The sequence below is a fragment of the Bacillus cereus group sp. BfR-BA-01349 genome (assembly GCF_022663795.1).
Lineage (GTDB): Bacteria > Bacillota > Bacilli > Bacillales > Bacillaceae_G > Bacillus_A > Bacillus_A cereus.
In genome coordinates this window covers 43,378-61,612 of the sequence record NZ_JAKUGE010000021.1, presented here as the reverse complement: position 1 = coordinate 61,612, position 18,235 = coordinate 43,378, and the positions used below count along the sequence as shown (strand labels likewise).

Genomic DNA, 18,235 nt, shown 5'->3' with positions numbered 1-18,235 from the left:
TTCTAGGAGAGAATGCTAGAATCTTGTTACAGAGTGGAAATGAAAAATCTTATAACATAGTAAATAAGTATAATATGTACTCTCTATGCGTATTGAACAGGCAGATAAGCCATTTACATTAAATTTGTGGTGGTGCACCACTATAATTGCCAACACTATATGAAGGAGCAGGATAATGCCCATGAGTAGCAAGCTGATCTGTTTTAGAAAACTGAAAAATTCCCACCGTTAATACCCCAATAAAAGCAATGCCTGATAATAATAAACTAATTTTTTTCATTATTTTAACACTCCTTTTGCGATTGATTTTTGTCTTGCTTGATAACAAATATGGAAATAGTCACTTACTTTTTGGTGGTTCTCTAATTGTCTACATTTTGTGGCAAATAATTCGGCGTATTCGACAACATATTCCCATAATTCTTCTTCCTCAAAGTATAAGATTCCTTCTTGAATGATTTTTTCTAATTCTTCCAATGGAATATTTTCGTTTAATTTTTTTAAAATAGAGAAGTGGTGTGTATATTCTTCGTTATGAATTTCTCTGCAAATCTGTAGTCCCTTATCAATGAGTTGGCTGGCCGTTGATTGTTCTCCTAACTTATAATGTTCCTTAGCTTGTAGGAAGATGGCCTTGAAGTGTGTAGGGATTTTCTCTGTTACTTCTGAAAGGTGACGAATAGCTAAAGTAGACATACTTTGATCAGAATACAGCCACCCCATAGTATTTTTTACGTATAACAAGGAATCTTCTTCCCTATTTTTTTGTAGTAAATCAATTGCACAATGTAGATATTCTTCTGCTTGTTCGTACTGTTTTAAATAGATGCAGCAACCACCTAGCAAACTATTACCAAAAGGCTGTTTTTACTTCATAACCTTCGTACTTTGAAAAGATTGCTCTCGATTTATTTGCGTATTCGATAGAAGCGAGATTGTTATAGGTATGGTGATAGAAAGTAGCAATTCTATAGTAAAATTCAGCATGTTCAATTTCATCTGGTATAGCTACCAATATTTTTTCTGCTAGTTTATAATGTTCCTCTGCCTCAGTATAATTTGATATAAAAGTGGAATGAATGGATTTGAAAAAATGATAATAGAATTGTAGAAATTGATCTGTAGGCATATCATAATCGCTAATAGTATCAAAACTATTTTGTTGAATACCAAGGCTATCTGTTAAGACCTTGTAACGAAATTCGAGTAGTGAATAGTATAGTAACAAATTTTGATCCTGATGCTCTTGATCCGGTTCAATGCTTAACTTATTAATTTTTTCATCAATTTTCTTTTTTAGATTAGTAGCTTTTATAACTTGCTGAGATAGCATAGATCGATACCAGTCGTTCAATAGAGAGGTTAATTGCTCATTTCCTTTTACTGAGACACTCATAATATACGCCCCCATTTTCTAAAAAAATCCTAATCCAATTTAATTATAAACATCATAACAAAATAGAAGAAAAAATGGAGTGATATTACAATATTTTTCAAGAAAATTCATAAAAAACAATCAATTTGTGTCGAATATACGTAGAATAAAACATCCAAAAATAATCAAAAGATGATATGAGTCTTTATACGTTCTATTAGGTGAACTAAGAAACTGTGATTGAAGATTTATGAAATCCCTTTTTCTTAAAACGATCAATTATGTGTTAATTTTTAGATTATTTTATCGGATAAATATAGTATGTATCACCACCAAATGTATAAATCTTGCGTATGTAAATAAGAAGAGAATAAAGGAAATAAAAAAGAACTTGTAAGAATTCCTACAAGTTCTTTTTTTAGATAATGTAAAAAGGTGAAACAGAACATCTCATTATTTGTAATAGTGAAATTATCTTACTTATGGTTTTGTTTTATAGAAGAGGTACTATATTGAAGATCTGTTCTTATTGTTGATTAAAGGCAAATTAAAGACTGATAGGGAAGAAGTGCATAAAAGAGAAATCCTTCTTTACTTATTCTGAAAAGATAATTCAAAAAGCAATTTGTGTATAGAATAAGCAATGCATGAATTCATCAACATTGGTGATAGTAAATTAGAGAATCAATATATAAGCATGAAGTTTAGTGGAATAGCTACAAGAAGGGGATAATTCTATAATAGTAGATATAATTATCAAAATTTTCATCTTAGTTACTTTTCAGGTAGGATAAGTAGAAGAAAATAGGAAGTTTTTCTTTGAAGAAAGCTCTTTTGACAGGAATAGATTTTTTTCATAACTAGAACAAATAAATTAATAATCGCATATACTGTATTGTCGTTAAAGCAAGACATTATTTTCTCAGAACAGGGAAATCACTAGAAAAATATGTGATTCCTTTATTCTTCAATATAATGTCAATAGTTGATTTGAAATAACCGAAGAAATAAAATTTTTGTTAATGGACAATCACATAATTTTAGGTATAGTAGGTTTATAATTTAGACTATAAAAATTAATGTATCTTTTATTATTTTAACCAAGAAGACTCCCTCCATAAGGAACTCACAGCAAGTATGGGTAAGTGGGAGTAGTTCAAAGCATGCAATATTGTTTGATTTGGCTAATACATAGATTTCTCATCTCAGAACTGGTGTAAGAATTATAATGTTTATACCATTCTATTGTATTTTCTAAAGTCTGTTGTAGGGACCATTTTGGCTGCCAATTAAGATTGAATTTTGCTTTGCTAATGTCAAGGTTTAGTAAATTTGCTTCATGAAAATTTATTGGACCTATATTTTCTGCTGTCCAATCCCCGCAGCTCCAAATATCTAGTAAACTGGTCACTAATTTTTCTACTGAAACAATATTGCTTAGGGATGGCCCGAAGTTCCATGCTCCTGAAAAAAGGATACCATTATTTATAATTTTTTCTGTAAGGAGTAAATACCCGCTTAAAGGTTCTAGTACATGTTGCCAGGGTCTAATAGCAGTAGGATTTCTAATAATAATCTTTTTGTTTGATTCTAATGCTCGTATACAATCGGGAATAATTCTATCTATTGACCAATCACCACCACCAATTACATTACCAGCTCGAACACTTGCAATTATTTTCTTGTGTTGAGAAAATTTTTCTTCTGAAAAGTAAGAATTACGATAGGAAGAAATTAAAAGTTCGCAGCATCCTTTGCTGGAGCTATATATGTCATGGCCGCCCATAGGGTCAATTTCACGATAACCCCAAGGCCATTCTTTATTCTCATAGCACTTGTCACTTGTCACCATAATTCCTATTTTAGCTGATTCATGTAATCGAATTGCCTCTAGTACATTCATAGTTCCTACAACGTTTACCTCGTATGTTTCTCTAGGATATTCATATGAATACTTAACTAGAGGTTGGGCAGCTAAATGGAATACAATTTCAGGTTTATAATCTGTAAAAACCTTATTTAATTTATTAAAATCTCTAATGTCTCCACGAATATCAATTATATTATTTTGAAGGTTAGTAATGTTAAAGTTATCATTTTTATTTTTAGGATCTAATGAATATCCGATTACAGCAGCACCTAATTCATTCAAGCATAGGGATAACCAAGAACCTTTAAAACCAGTATGTCCAGTAATTAAAATTCTTTTTCCGTAAAAAGCATTATTAAAGTTTCGGTTTAACAATTAGTCCACCTCCTTTAGTACCCTATTTTTAGGGGGTTAGGTATAAATGTTTATTATTTTTATACCAATTAATAGTTTTTATAATTCCTTCTTCAATATTAATTCTAGGTTCCCAGGAAAGAGAGTTTTTTATTTTTTGCACATCTGCTTCAGGAACCCATCTTTCATTTGTTCTAGAGGAAATTGCACCGTAATTTGGTCTGGAATTGGTTTTCAAATGTTTGAATAATAATTCTACATAATGTTTCAAGGGGTGAATAGTGCCGCTCCCAATATTAAAGATTTCATTTTGTACAGTAGTATTTTCTACTGCTAGGATACAGGCATCTATTACATTTTCTATATAACAATAATCTCTTAATTGATTACATAAAGTTAAATTTACATCTTTGTTTTGTAATACTCGCAAGATTATATAGCTAAAAATTTTATGCGGCTCTTCGCCTTCTCCGAATATGCCAAAAGGTCTTAATGTTATAAGATTAATATTGTTTTCGCTAGCAATTTGATGGGCGAGTATAGTAGCAGCAGCTTTGGTACTTCCATAGATGTCCACAGGAGTTAGTAACATATTTTCATGAATAGGTTCCATCTTGTTACCGTATTCAGAACTACTCCCAAAATTGATGATTTTTTTACAATTCACCAATTTTGCTGCTTGAATAATGTTACAAGTCCCTATAACATTTGTTTCTATAGCATGGATGTAATCTGTATGGGCAGAATTTACACCATAGGCTGCCAGGTGAAAGATATAATCGGGATTAATTTTCTTTATTGCATCTTGTACTTGTTTTTTATCTCGTATATCTATTTCATAGGTTTCAATATATTTTAGAATATCCTTTAGTCTCCAAGAATTTGATGGTGTTCTTATGAAAAGAACAATTTTTGCTTGTAAATTTAAAAGTCTTCGTGCCAAGTGAGAACCAATAAAACCGTATCCACCAGTAATAAGGAAAGTTTTATTTTTAAATGAAGCAATCATAGTGATAATCTATCCTTTATTAAGATGAATTTTTAGTTGCTGAAATAAATAGATTTATTTTTAAATAAGGAAAGTATCAGTCTTAATTGTGATGAGGGGAGGGGTATTTAAAATAATTTTTTATTGTTGTTGTATCAATTTGGTCAGCAAATAAAGAGGAGGGAGATTTTTGAAAAGTATTATGAAGGGTATGACATGTCTTGTTCAATTGTTCAATATAAGGAATGTATATATAATCTAAAACTGCTGGAGGTAATTCTAAAGTTTCTTGTTTCCATAAATCGAACTCATTTGGATTAATAATTTGCATACTTCCAAAATGAAAAGCTATTAATTCATCTTGATCAATAAAAACTTTATTATCTGTTTTGGATATAGAACTGCTATTTAAAATGACATTCCAAGGTGCTGCATCAATACCTTTATGAGTCATGATTTTTATATTAGAAAAGATGTTAGGAATGTGATTTAAATATTTTTGGTCACCCCATCTATTCATTTCAACATCATATTGATTATTGCAATATTCTAGGCATTTATCTTTCCACCATGTTAAAATTTCTTTACTATTTTGATCATTTTTGAAGCCTACTAAACCAGCTTGGTATATACCGTGTATGCTTTCAATTTCAGTAGAGCTTCTTTGAGGGCAAAGAAATACAGAGTACTTCCACCATTCATCAAGAATGATATTAGGTGCTGTAAAGAAATACATATCAGCATCACAATATATAATGTGATCAACTTCCGGATAAAGACTAAGGACATGTAGACATAGGGGCGCTTTTAATGTCCAACAATACTCTTGTAAACTTCTATCATTTTTTATACTGAGGAGTTCATGATTTTCAATTTCTTTTACCGGAATTAGTATGGCGTGCTTTAATTTTAATTTCTCTAATATTTGATAAGTTAAATCATCCATACAACAGATCCATACAGTAAATTTAGCGTTGAAATTTTCTAAGGAATAATAAGAGGTCAATCCTTGAATTAATCGTTCTTTACTTATAATCATGGAAAAGTTCATAAAATGATTGGATTGATTCATTTTTCTTCTTAATTGTGAATCTTTATATAAAGTTTGAGCTTTATTTATATCTTTTTTACTTAAAAATTGTTTAGTATCTTTATTGAATTTATCCTTTAATTGCTTTAAAACAAATTGAATTCTCTCTAAATATGGAGTGTAAATATGGTTTAATATATTATTGGGTATTGAAATTTCTCCCAAAGACCAAAGATCAAAATCATTTTCAGTAAAGATAGTAATACATGCAAAATGGTAAACAACTAGTTTGTCGTTTTCAATAAATATATCGTTTTTAGTCTTGTCAATTTTATAATCGTTATTATATATACAGTTCCAAGGCGCAGCATTTATACCTAAGTTATTTGAAATTTTTACTTTTGGAAAATATATAGGGATATAATCTAAATACTTTTGGTCTCCAAATTTCCCCTCCTCAGCCTCGGCACTGCACCAATCTATACATTTATTTTTCCACCATCTTACACTTTTTAATCCATAGAGATCATTCTTAAATCCAATTAGACCAGCCTGATATTTTCCATACATTTTTTCTACCCAATCACGATCTCTTTGGGGGGTTAGGAAAATAGAATGGTCACCCCATTCCTCAAAAATAATATTAGGGTCAGAGAAAAAGCATAAATCACCATCACAATATAGAATAGATGGTAAATCATAATTGACCAATAAATATTCTATCAAGACAGATTTTAAAGTCCAACAATATTCATTTACTTTTCTTTTTCTCTTAATTGCTTTTAATTCACGATCTTCCAATTCTTCAACTTGTAAAAGGTTTACATTAATTAAACTCATTTCTTTTAATAGTGAATATACAAAAGGATCTATACAACAAATCCACAATGTGAATTTTTCTGAGTACTGCATTAATGATTGCTGTAAAGCAATAATTTTCAAGACATACTCACTACCTACAATGACGCAGAAATGATTATTTAGATCATGTTGTTGATTATAGAATTGGGGATCAATTCTTTTTTGAGTATTTTTTTTGGAGAGATTTGAAGCTTTAATTCCTGTTGAAAGTGGGTTAACTATTTTCTCATTAGAGGGGATATACAATCGAGGTAAACTTATTTTTTTATCATTAGAGTTCAATGCTTATTCAGTCCTCTCCACTAAAATTTATTTGGATTCCAACTTTCATTTACAGTTTTTAAATCTTTAGGTGTATCGACACTAGCCCAAAAGTCATTGTGTTCATAGACTGCGAGCTCATTGTCTTTTATTAAATTTCGAAGAGGATCTTCTTCTAGAACACAATCATCATTATTACTTAAATAATCGAATATTTCTTTGTTAAATACAAAAAAACCGCCATTAATTACTTCATCAAGTAATGGTTTTTCTTTAAAATCAATAGCAATTCCATCTTCGACCGCCAATAGGCCGTATTGACTATTTTTTTTAATTCCAGTTAATGTAGCAATTTTTCCTTTTTCTTTATGGAATGCTATTAGTTGATCAATATCTATATTGGCTAATCCGTCACCATAAGTTAATAAAAAGGTTTCACCCTGTACAAAGGATTCAAGTTTTTTTAGTCTTGCCCCGGTCATTGTATCAATTCCTGTATCTATAAAGTGTATATTCCAATTTTCTAATTTCTGAAGTAGCGTATATTGACTGGTTTTAAAATTCAAACTAAAGTCATTCTCTTTCCAGCTAAAGTCCATAAAATATTCCTTAATTTTCTCACCTTTATATCCTAAGGGCAAAATGAAATCAGAATGTCCTCTAAAATCCCTTGCATCCGAAGCCCTTTTCCGCCACACAAAATTATGACTTTCATAGATTTATTTCCTTCCTCTCTATATATTTTACTAATTTAAACTATGTAATTTGTTTGGTAAATGTATACACGGTTGTACCATAATGACAATCAACTAAAAAAAATATGTTAGATTTATAATTCAGATGCTGATTAAACGTGGAGAATACACATTGTAGTTTATCATTAATTATATGTAAATTAGGTTCTTTTAAAATCTATGCTTTAGTTTATTTAATATTAATGAAAGAAATTGCTTGTTCTTAAGATAAAAGAAGGGGAAGGAAATCAAGGGAATTGAAGAAGCTTATAATGAAATATCCAAGAAGACAAAATATAAGATAAAGTATGGAAGTAAGTAGTCGTGAATGCACTACATAAGCAGAATATGCTGATCGCATAAATGATTATACAGAAATCAACAGAAGAATAACAAAGGGAATTAGCCATTTGAAGGAAAATGGAACAACTATTTTTACATTTTATAAATTCAAAAAAGAGCACCGCATAAAGGTGCTCTAGTGATAGAACTAATTTTGTAAAGAACTATTTATTCAATAAAGAAGGACTTACGAATTATTATATGAACGTTTTGTTAATTAAGTGTGTATCAATTAGACAGGAATTTTATTTCTCTACACCTATTTGATTTTACGGGCCAAATCATGTTAAAAGTAAGAAGAAAATTATTAAGTTAATGTTATTTTGTTTAAAATAACATCCCAATCGGAATCATCACCTTCCCATCTATCCTGATAACGTGGGAGTTCAATTGAACAAACCCGCGATATTCCCCAATTTTGTTCAACAATATTAGATATACCCTCCTTGAAATTAACAATAAGGATATTAAAATCCTTATTTGTAATTTTAGATAATACGTTTTGTAATTCAACCGCTTCATCTCGATTTCCCCAAATTCTAATGAATAAAATGGATCCACTACTATTTATTTTTTCAAGGAATTGATTAATTCTAGTGTCTAATTTAGCTTTAAAAGAAGGATAGGTTGATTTCAAATCCTTTTCTGAATTAATAGGAAAATCATGCATTGAAAAACAATTATAATAAGTGTCCTTTATACAGTAGGTAATTCGTTCTGCCCATTTAATTTGATTATCAAATTCTGATTCAATAAGACCGTAACTTTCTGAACCTTCTATAATCATATTTTCCAACTTCATAAATTTTTTAAATCGATTTTGAAGTAATCTGTTTACATCTGAAAGTGATGGATAATAAAACCAATCTAGAGGGCCAGAAAATGTTCTTAAATTGTGTCTTTTGATTTGGTTGGTGACTTGACACAATCCTCCTAAACTTACAATTACGCCATAGGATTTTTGTATATCTTCTAGGTTCATCCTCATCATCCTTTATAAAAGTAATTTAAATTATCTGTTCAGTATATGATGCAATAACATATTGATGTGGACCTATATATCACAGTACATAGAGCTAAGACATTTGTATAAATTTAAAAAGTCAAATACCTAAGTTGAGGGATTTCATCTTTGATGTTATATCATGGAGTTACTATTGGAATGAAAGCTGGTAGGGATATTGCGCCAGAGTTATATTTTCTGCAGTAACTTAATTTAGAAAACTGTTCTTGATTACTGTAGTAAAATTGTTGTTTTTTAAACATTACTTATCCGGATTCATGAAAAGTATTTTAATGTATTATTTTATATAACAATATTTAGTTTTAATATTAAAACTAAAATATGGAAGTAACATAGGGGATTCACGCATATAGTAATGTTAATGATAAAATTAACAAAATTTTCATTTAAATCAGATAAAACTATGATGTTTTTAACTTATAATAATGTTACTACGATGAAAAAATGGCTACTAATTAGTTAATTTAAAAATCAATTTTAGATAGGAAGAGGATAATGAAGACCAGAGATAGTTATAAAATTATTGTAATTGGTGCTGGGACAGCAGGACTATCTTCTACTGCACATTTATTACGAAATGTACCCCTATTGAAAGAAAGTATAGCAATTATTGATCCATCAAAAAAACATTACTTTCAGCCACTATGGAGTTTAGTGGGGGGAGGAATTGTTTCAAAGGAAAGTACGATGCGTAATCAGGAATCGCTTATTCCAAAAGGGGCAACGTGGATCCCTAAAAGTGTTGTTAAGTTATTTCCATCTGAAAATAAGATACTTTTAGATGACGGACTGCTACTTGAGTATGAAATTCTTATTGTAGCAGCTGGTATACAAATAAATTGGGACAGTATTAAAGGCTTAAAAGAGTCTATTGGCACTAATGGGGTATGTAGTAATTATTCTTATACATATGTTGATTCTACTTGGAGAGAAATCGAAAAATTTAAAGGAGGAAATGCGCTTTTTACCCACCCTAATACTCCTATTAAATGCGGTGGTGCTCCACAAAAAATTATGTACTTAGCAGAGGAGTATTTTTGTAATAGTGGTGTAAGAAACAGAAGTGAAGTAATGTTTTATTCTGCAAACAATAACATATTTCAGGTTCCACGATATGCAAATACTTTAGAACAAGTACTAGAAAGAAAGCAAATTATAACGAATTATAATAAAAATCTAGTGGAAATTATCGCCGAAAAGAGAGAGGCAATTTTTGAAGATACGCAAACACTAAAAAGAGAAACCGTACCATATAGTATGATACATGTTGTTCCGCCAATGGGGCCACCTAATTTTATTAAAGAGAGTGAGATAAGTGATCATCAGGGGTGGGTAGATATAAGCCCTTATACTTTGCAGCATGTGCAATATAAAAATATTTTTGGACTTGGAGATTGTACCAATTTACCTACCTCTAAAACTGGAGCAGCAATTCGAAAACAAATACCCGTCTTAAAACAAAATATTATGGACGTACTTAGCGGAAGAGATTTACAGGCTAAATATGATGGATATACATCATGTCCGATTGTTACAGGATATAAAAGTCTTATACTTGCTGAATTTAACTATGAACATGAGCCTCAAGAAACGTTTCCATTTAATCAAGCGAAAGAACGGTATAGTATGTTTTTACTTAAAAGATATATGTTGCCATATATGTATTGGAATTTAATGTTGAAAGGGATTCTATAGGAGAAGATAAAAAGTGGTTACAAAAATTGAAAATTAATTTGAAATAACTAATTGGAGGGAATAGCTATGCTTTTAAAATATTTTTATGATGAAAAATTAGCACATGCTTCCTATTTAGTCGGTTGTCAGAAAGAAGGCGTAGCAATCGTTATTGATCCCAGTCGCTATATAGAACAATATATAGAATTTGCTAAGAAAGAGGGGATGGAAGTAATTGCTGCGGCTGAGACTCATATTCATGCTGATTTTCTTTCTGGGTCTAGAGAACTTTCTAATCTTTACCATGCAAATTTATATGTATCTGATGAAGGAGATTGTGATTGGAAATATCAATATCTTAACGAAGGTCGATACAAATTGGTTAGAGAGGGCACAGAGTTTAAAGTAGGTCATATAAAATTTAATGTAATTCACACCCCAGGGCATACGCCTGAAAGTATTTCTTTTTTAGTAACGGATACAAGTCAAAATAATTATACGAATGATAAGCCGATAGGGATATTCACAGGTGATTTTATATTTGTAGGAGATATAGGAAGGCCGGATTTATTAGAAACTGCTGTCGGTATGAAAGATACTGCAAAAATAGGAGCGAAACAATTATTTGATTCTATACAAAAAATAAAAATACTTCCTGATTATTTGCAAATATGGCCATCACATGGTGCGGGAAGCGCATGTGGAAAAGCATTAGGAGCAATTCCAACTTCTACATTAGGTTATGAAAAGATGTTCAATTGGGCATTTCAGTGTAATGAAGAAAGTGATTTTATATCGACTTTATTGACGGGACAACCAGAGCCTCCAAAGTATTTTTCATTAATGAAGAATTTAAATAAGTATGGTCCGCCAATTCGTAAGAAGAGAAAAAGTACTGCTATTAATACAGTAGAAGAACTTCAAGAAATTTTGAAGAGTGTTCATCAAATAGTTGATATAAGGGATGTAGAGAGTTTTGCTGCAGGTCATATCGAGAAATCAATTAACATACCTTATAACAATTCTTTCACAACTTGGTGTGGATGGTTATTAGATTATAAAAAAGAAACTTTAATAATTCTAGATGAGGAAAAGGTTAAAGTAGAGGCGGTTATTAGAGAATTTGAATCTATTGGGTTAGATAATATTATTGCTTTTGCACCCTTAAAAGTAATACAAAGACTTGATAGATTTGAAAGTTACAAAGAAAAAACATCGATTGAATTATATCCGCATATAAAAGTTGGAAGCGTTAAGGTTATCGATGTGCGTAGTAAAAAAGAGTGGGAGGAAGGACACCTTCATGATGCAATACATATCACTTTAGGTAATCTATTTGAACAACTAGATTATATACCGAAAGATTTTCCAATAGTTTTGCAATGTCGAACCGGATTACGTTCCGCTATAGCAGCTAGTATTTTACAAAGAGCTGGTATAAAGGAAGTAGTGAATTTAAAGGGAGGATTTCTTGCATGGAAAGAAGAAGGGCTTCCTTATACAACATGCAATCTCAATGTGTAGGAAAATATTATATGCTAGGTAAGAATAATTAAAAGAAGTTATAGATGACGTGTTAGAAAAGGGAATCATAATTGTCGCAGATTCAGGAAATACATTAGGATTATTAATTGATTATCCAGTTAAATATGAAAATGTAATATTTGTTTTAGCATTAAATAATTTAACATTGGATCCATCTTTTATGGAATGGCAGTGTTGGAAGTACTTAGGTATTATCAATAAGAACCCAATTTAAAATTCTCTTGGATGCAAGAGAATTTTTTTATTGGGAATAGTAAGGGGGAGGGGAGGTGCATTACATATGGGAAAAGGTAGAAGTAATAATGCTGGTAAAAAGCAACCGAATTTTGATGATTCATCTAATTTTGCTAAACAAAGCCAACCGACAGAAAAGAAGAAGAAATAAGAACAGGAGCTCTCTTGATAAAGGGAGCTCCTGTTAAAAGTGGACTGACGTTTCAGAATAACATATCGATGGATTAACCCAATAGCCATAAATACAAGGTTTTAATTTTTACGAAGGGCACCTAATTTAATATTATTGTCCCGCTTTTTTATACGTATTGACGCGTTAAATCCATTTGAAATGCTCCTTAATGGCGTTGGGCGTGACCTTCATTAAAATTTTTTAAACCTAATGGGACTTACCATTAAGAGGGCGAGGATTAAAGTAATCCATGCATTACTATATGAAAACAATGCCATACCAGCCAATGATAATCCTGCAGCTGGAATAGGTAATCCCTTAAAATATCCAATAGTTGGTTTAATACTAAATTTAGCTAATCTTAAAGCACCCATTGTTGGGAATAGGATAAATGCCAAAGAAGTTAAAATAGAAGGTGTTGCTATCGTATGAAATAAAAGCGCAGGAGCGACGCCGAAACTAACAATATCAGCTAAGGAATCCAATTCTACGCCAAACTCACTGTTCACTTTTAATTTTCTCGCAATTCTTCCATCAAGAAAATCTAAAACAGCTGAAAAGAAAATGAGAATGGAGGCTGTTCCTAAATATTCACTCATATTCAAGGTGATTGAGAAAACACCGCACAATAAATTTCCAATCGTAAATAAATTCGGTATAATTTTTACAAGCTGATTAAACAAGTTTGTTCCTCCTAAATTAATTAAACTTCACATTTCTGTAGCAATTTCTATATATTCTTCCGTTATTCTTAAAAATATATGACCACTGTATTACTGTAAGCTAATTAAATTTCGATAAGAGAAAAATTGATTTCTTAAATGTTCCACTGGTTTATAAAAATGTTTAATCATTTTCAGTACGCGTTATTGAATATTAGCACTTGATAGTTGATATTTCGAGTAGTCAGGGATTTTCCGGTTCTGGTGCAAAAAATTCATGGTAATTAAAAATAATCTCTAAAAAGGAGACATAATGATACTATTATTTTAAAAAGGTTCGTGGTTGGTATCGAATATAAAAAAATAGAATTTTTATACAAAAATCACCCGAAAGGGTGCCTTTTGTACCTCTTAAAATGACTGAAGATGTGTTTACTTGAGTTCATTAGGTAGTTAGAGGTTGATAGACTATCTTTAACGAAAATGTTGAGTAGTTCATTTTCATTATATATCAATTTAATAATGATTTGGGATTTAGAAAGTTCCATGGAAAGTACATATCAACCTGATTGGAAGATTGGAAATTTAATAACTAGTGATACATTTTACTTAACGCAACATTTTGGTGCGCAAATGAAAACTTTTAAAGTCCACACAAATGGTACCCTAGAACGATTCCAAACAATAGAACCAGAATTAAAATAAAATTTTTGCAGGATCAATTAAATTCATTCCTTGTTATGCAAACACATTTTCAGCGGAAATAACTTCTTCACTATTTTGCGCTAGACATACTTTACAAAAAAATGGTTAAATTTCCTGGTCTTGAAATAATCCTTTCAAATTGCAATCCTACTTTTTCTACAAATTTTACTGCATCAACAATATTTATAGAAGTAAATGCTACAAAATTTTTTCAAATGAAATTTATAAAAGCTTGATAGGCAATACCAAGGGGAAAAGACCGTAGCTACCATATGTGCAGTCCATTTAGGAATATTTAAATTCAATACGGTATTGTACAAGATTCCATATACGATACAAATGATTAATACAAATGCAATGAATTGAAGAGCTAACAAAAATAGTGGTTGTTCCATCTATTCTCACTTTCTTTGTTTAATATATTAATATAATTTATTTGAAAGTGGAAGTTTTATTTCTATAAAGTTCCAAAAATGTGATATGAAAGGGATATTAGTAATCACAAGAATTGATGCAACTATAATGTAACTAAAAATAGTATTACAAAATCAGTAAAATAGTAAAGAAGGTCGCGATTCACGGCGACCTTCTTTACTATGCGTTATACCCAAATAATTTTAAATCTTCTCCTGAATCTGAAATGATTTTCTCAAATCGTAATCCTACTTTTTCTAAAAGCTTTCCTGAGGCGATATTATCTATAGAAGTAATTGCTACAATTCGTTTCATGCCGAGCTTTTGTATACCGTATTCGATTATTGCAGAAGCTGACTCGTAGCCATATCCTTTTGAACGGAATGTCTCTAAAAAGGCAAATCCGATATCAACGTCTTCTAATGAATCTCTTTTAATAAGGCCACACATACCAAGTGGAGTGAGATCTTTTTTTCGTTCTACTAAGTAAAGGCCAAATCCAAGTTTGTTATACATATCGATGGGACCGTTTACAATATAATTTTTTGCATCTTCTAAGTTACTAACTCCTTTGTCACCGATAAACTGAATCCATGCAGGATCGTTTACTAATTCAAGAATAAAAGGAGCGTCTTTTATATCAAACCAACGAAGATTAAGACGTTCGGTTTCAAGAACTATCAATAATTACACCACCTTTAAAAAGTTATAACAATTAGTATGGATTGTGTAAAACAAAAGTGCAACATATTTTAGTGGGGCTTTGTTTGTTCACATAAAGTTCGTTTGTTTTGTATAGAGAGATATTTTATAATTAGGATTGATTGTAAAGAGTGAGATGCTTATACAATGACTCCTAGGTGACTAGGAGTTTTTACTATATAACTATCATTATTACTAAATATGACACACTACACATTCTACTCAAGGAGGTACATAATGAAGAAATTATATAATGCATCGTTTACGTATTTGATTATCGGTTTATTATCAGGGATTTTCGCTAGGGAGTATGGTAAGTATAAAGGGATTTTAGGATCTACTTTGTTAAATCTTTTGCATACACATACACTTGTACTTGGCTTTTTCTTCTTTTTAATTGCTTTAGGATTAGCAAAAGTATTCGCGTTTCATGAAGTGCAAGGGTTTAATAAGTGGTTTGTTTTACATAACATTGCATTAACATTAATGTTAGGTTCGCTAGCAGCGAGAGGGCTTCTTCAGTTAAATGGAGCTGACTTTAAAGGGTTAACTTATATTGTAGGGTTTTCTCATTCGTTGATGGCAGTTACTTTAATTTGGTTTATGTTGTTAATAAAGAAATCGTTTAAAATGTAGTGAAAAAGAACTTGTAGCGTGTGCTGCAGGTTCTTTTTTGTATGTTCAGTTTTAATAATCTTATTTTTCTAATTATTTTGTATAAAGATGGTATACTTGTTTTAAAATTAAAAAGGAGAGTTGATTATGGAAATAACAATTGAACATGTAGTAAATGAATTAAAAGGTATACTTCCTGAAGATCGAGTAGTAATAAATATGACAGTACGAGAGTTACATAGTAAAGATGAATCTTACCACGTTAGTAGTTTACCTGATGTAGTTGTTTTTCCAAAAACGACCGAAGAAGTTAGCTCGATAATGAAAATAGCGAGTCAGCACGGAACAGCTGTCGTTCCATTTGGAGTAGGGTCCAGTTTAGAGGGACATGTAATTCCTTACGAAAAAGGAATTACAATGGACTTTTCTCTTATGAACAAAATACTTGAAATAAGAGAAAAGGATTTTCTTGTGAGAGTACAGCCAGGAGTGACGCGCTCTCAGCTTAATAAAGAATTGAAAAAGTATGGATTATTTTTTAGTGTAGACCCAGGAGCTGATGCAACGTTAGGAGGAATGGCTGCTACAAATGCGAGCGGAACGACAGCGGTAAAGTATGGGGTAATGCGTGATCAAGTTCGAGATTTAGAAGTCGTTCTTGCTGATGGAGGAGTAATACATACCGGGAATTTAGCGGCGAAGTCATCATCAGGTTATCATTTAAATGGTATTTTCATAGGCTCAGAAGGAACACTTGGATGTTTCACGGAGTTAACTTTAAAAGTATACGGTATACCAGAACATGTTATGGCTGCGAGGGCATCGTTTCCAACTATAAATGATGCAGTAGAAGCTGTAATTAACATATTACAAGCAGGTATTCCAATCGCGAGAATTGAACTCGTTGATGAATTATCTATGAAACAAGTAAATTATTACAATGAAACAAGTTACAGAGAAGAACCGACACTGTTTTTAGAGTTTCACGGCAATGAAGCAGGGTTAAAGCAAGATATTGAATTTACGAAAGAAATCGTTCTTGATCATAAATGTATAGAAATTGCGTTTGAGATGGAAACAGCAGCGAGAAATAAGCTGTGGGATGCAAGACATAACTTAGCGTACTCTTACGTGCATAGTTATCCTGGTAAAAAGCTAATGAGTACAGACGTATGTGTACCAATTTCGGAATTAGCTGGAGCGATTCAACATGCGAAAGAGGTATTACATAAAGTAGGGCTTATTGGCGGTATTCTCGGTCATGTTGGGGATGGGAATTTCCATGTACTCTTAATGATTGACACAAATGATAAGGAGGAAGTGAAGAAGGCAGACGAAATAAATGAAAGTATCGTTCAGTATGCTCTTAAACGAGGAGGAACGTGTACAGGAGAACATGGCGTTGGAATCGGAAAACGAAAGTATCAAGAAGAAGAACATGGGGCGGCATTATTTGTAATGGAGAAAATAAAGAAAGCTCTTGATCCGCAAAATATTTTGAATCCGAATAAGGTGTTTCAATTAAAAGATAGGGGCTGAGTGGATGAAAGTACTAGAAGCGATAAGTAATATAGCTGGAAAGTATTTTGCATTTTGGACCGGTTGCTGCACTCCCAAGTGTATTAGCGGCAGTATGGCATAACATTGCAGGGCCAATATTAGCAACCATCTGGTCAAAAAATACAAAGAATACTTTCAGCGATGAAAATGTATCAATAAATATAGAAAAATAGGAATGATAAATAATGCAAAAACGTATTGTACATTTTGAAGGAATGGTTGTATTTTTAGCCACGATTTATATGTATTCGATATATGAGTTTAGTTGGATTATATTTTTTGTATTCCTTTTAGCGCCGGATCTATCAATGTTAGCATATGGGATTAATAATCACGTTGGTGCGAAAATATATAATGTATGTCATACATATATCATATCCATATTAATTGTTCTAATAGGTGTCTATTTTAAGATAGATACCGTTATAATGATTGGCTTAATATGGACAGCACATATTGGAATGGATCGAATGTTTGGATATGGATTGAAATATGAGACGGATTTTAAGGATACTCATATTCAGAGGTTATAATTTGTTTTGAGAAGAGGGGTACGTTGAAGCAGAGAATTGCTATCGAAGAATATAATGTCAAATGGGAAAGTGAATTTAATAAGCTACAAACTCTCATTAACGATGTGATGGAAGACAGTATTGTATCTATTGAACATGTTGGGAGTACATCTGTTAAAGGGCTTGCATCAAAACCAATACTAGATATTGATGTTGTAATAGAAGAGTACGAAATTTTTCATGAGGTAGTAAAAAAACTTGAGAAGATAGGGTACTATCATCAGTTAGAATGGAGCTTTAAAGGAAGAGAGGCGTTTGGAAGAAAGGATACGTTCGTTCCATGGAACGAGGGAAATACAGTTTGGATGGAACATCATTTATATGTGTGTGATAAAAATAGTGAAGAGTTGAGAAGGCATATAGTGTTTCGAGATTACCTTCGTGAACATACTGAAGTAGCTAATGAGTATGGAAACTTGAAGGAAGAGTTAGCAAGAGAGTCGAAAAATCGATCTAGTTATATTGAGGGTAAGACCGTATTTATTACAAATATATTAGAAAAAATAAACTAAAGCAGCATGGAATACATGCTGCCTATTGT

The 18,235-nt window shown here is 31.4% G+C and carries 14 protein-coding genes and 4 pseudogenes; 8 read left to right on the top strand and 10 right to left on the bottom strand.

Features of this window, described 5'->3' with window-relative positions:
- Positions 1–118: 118 nt before the first annotated feature.
- The 7 genes and pseudogenes from MR169_RS13585 to MR169_RS13555 all read right to left on the bottom strand — a co-directional run bounded on the left by MR169_RS13585 (position 119) and on the right by MR169_RS13555 (position 8,797).
- Entirely contained in the window at positions 119–280 is a 162-nt protein-coding gene (locus tag MR169_RS13585; protein ID WP_242319530.1) for a hypothetical protein, read from the bottom strand.
- Positions 280–1,396 (bottom strand): annotated as a pseudogene (locus MR169_RS13580) (response regulator aspartate phosphatase). Before MR169_RS13580 ends, MR169_RS13585 begins: the two are co-directional and overlap by 1 nt.
- A gap of 1,135 nt (positions 1,397–2,531) precedes the next feature.
- On the bottom strand, positions 2,532–3,620 hold the full coding sequence (gene rfbG, locus MR169_RS13575; protein ID WP_242319529.1) for a CDP-glucose 4,6-dehydratase: 1,089 nt from the start codon (positions 3,618–3,620) through the stop codon (positions 2,532–2,534).
- Between the two features lie 28 nt (positions 3,621–3,648).
- Positions 3,649–4,608, bottom strand: a complete 960-nt coding sequence (locus tag MR169_RS13570) for an NAD-dependent epimerase/dehydratase family protein (RefSeq protein WP_000561951.1) — start codon at positions 4,606–4,608, stop codon at positions 3,649–3,651.
- A gap of 82 nt (positions 4,609–4,690) precedes the next feature.
- A complete protein-coding gene (locus MR169_RS13565; RefSeq protein WP_001087526.1) occupies positions 4,691–6,760 on the bottom strand; it encodes a hypothetical protein in 2,070 nt (689 codons plus the stop codon).
- A 20-nt stretch (positions 6,761–6,780) separates the two neighbouring features.
- A pseudogene (locus tag MR169_RS13560) lies at positions 6,781–7,454 on the bottom strand (sugar phosphate nucleotidyltransferase).
- Positions 7,455–8,122: 668 nt separating this feature from the next.
- The gene (locus MR169_RS13555) at positions 8,123–8,797 is read right to left on the bottom strand and encodes a papain-like cysteine peptidase (protein ID WP_242319528.1); all 675 of its coding nucleotides are present in this window, start codon (positions 8,795–8,797) and stop codon (positions 8,123–8,125) included.
- Positions 8,798–9,334: 537 nt separating this feature from the next.
- On the opposite strand from MR169_RS13555, the gene MR169_RS13550 reads away from it, so the two are divergent.
- Together MR169_RS13550 and MR169_RS13545 are read left to right on the top strand one after the other, a co-directional pair.
- Positions 9,335–10,534 (top strand): FAD/NAD(P)-binding oxidoreductase, encoded by a 1,200-nt coding sequence (locus MR169_RS13550; RefSeq protein WP_084064067.1) that lies wholly within the window; start codon positions 9,335–9,337, stop codon positions 10,532–10,534.
- Positions 10,535–10,600: 66 nt separating this feature from the next.
- Complete coding sequence (locus MR169_RS13545) at positions 10,601–12,037, top strand: MBL fold metallo-hydrolase (protein WP_016118411.1); 1,437 nt, start codon at positions 10,601–10,603, stop codon at positions 12,035–12,037.
- Positions 12,038–12,655: 618 nt separating this feature from the next.
- Here MR169_RS13545 and pssA read toward each other — a convergent pair.
- On the bottom strand, positions 12,656–13,147 hold the full coding sequence (gene pssA / locus MR169_RS13540) for a CDP-diacylglycerol--serine O-phosphatidyltransferase (RefSeq protein WP_000483075.1): 492 nt from the start codon (positions 13,145–13,147) through the stop codon (positions 12,656–12,658).
- A 501-nt stretch (positions 13,148–13,648) separates the two neighbouring features.
- Between pssA and MR169_RS28330 the strand changes: the two genes are divergently transcribed.
- A complete protein-coding gene (locus tag MR169_RS28330) occupies positions 13,649–13,831 on the top strand; it encodes a DUF5065 domain-containing protein (RefSeq protein ID WP_142668987.1) in 183 nt (60 codons plus the stop codon).
- Between the two features lie 211 nt (positions 13,832–14,042).
- Here the strand turns inward: MR169_RS28330 and MR169_RS13535 are convergent.
- Positions 14,043–14,226: pseudogene (locus MR169_RS13535) on the bottom strand (hypothetical protein).
- A 199-nt stretch (positions 14,227–14,425) separates the two neighbouring features.
- Positions 14,426–14,929, bottom strand: a complete 504-nt coding sequence (locus MR169_RS13530) for a GNAT family N-acetyltransferase (protein WP_061664919.1) — start codon at positions 14,927–14,929, stop codon at positions 14,426–14,428.
- A gap of 255 nt (positions 14,930–15,184) precedes the next feature.
- Between MR169_RS13530 and MR169_RS13525 the strand changes: the two genes are divergently transcribed.
- The 5 genes and pseudogenes from MR169_RS13525 to MR169_RS13505 all read left to right on the top strand — a co-directional run bounded on the left by MR169_RS13525 (position 15,185) and on the right by MR169_RS13505 (position 18,206).
- A complete protein-coding gene (locus MR169_RS13525) occupies positions 15,185–15,583 on the top strand; it encodes a DUF2871 family protein (RefSeq protein WP_000737896.1) in 399 nt (132 codons plus the stop codon).
- Between the two features lie 126 nt (positions 15,584–15,709).
- Complete coding sequence (locus MR169_RS13520) at positions 15,710–17,101, top strand: FAD-binding oxidoreductase (RefSeq protein WP_242319527.1); 1,392 nt, start codon at positions 15,710–15,712, stop codon at positions 17,099–17,101.
- A gap of 50 nt (positions 17,102–17,151) precedes the next feature.
- Positions 17,152–17,295 (top strand): annotated as a pseudogene (locus MR169_RS13515) (bile acid:sodium symporter family protein); the annotation flags it as partial.
- Between the two features lie 12 nt (positions 17,296–17,307).
- A complete protein-coding gene (locus tag MR169_RS13510) occupies positions 17,308–17,655 on the top strand; it encodes a DUF4260 domain-containing protein (RefSeq protein ID WP_001172063.1) in 348 nt (115 codons plus the stop codon).
- Positions 17,656–17,678: 23 nt separating this feature from the next.
- Positions 17,679–18,206: a GrpB family protein gene (locus MR169_RS13505; RefSeq protein WP_016118409.1), complete on the top strand. Its 528-nt coding sequence runs from the start codon at positions 17,679–17,681 to the stop codon at positions 18,204–18,206.
- The last annotated feature ends 29 nt before the right edge of the window (positions 18,207–18,235 follow it).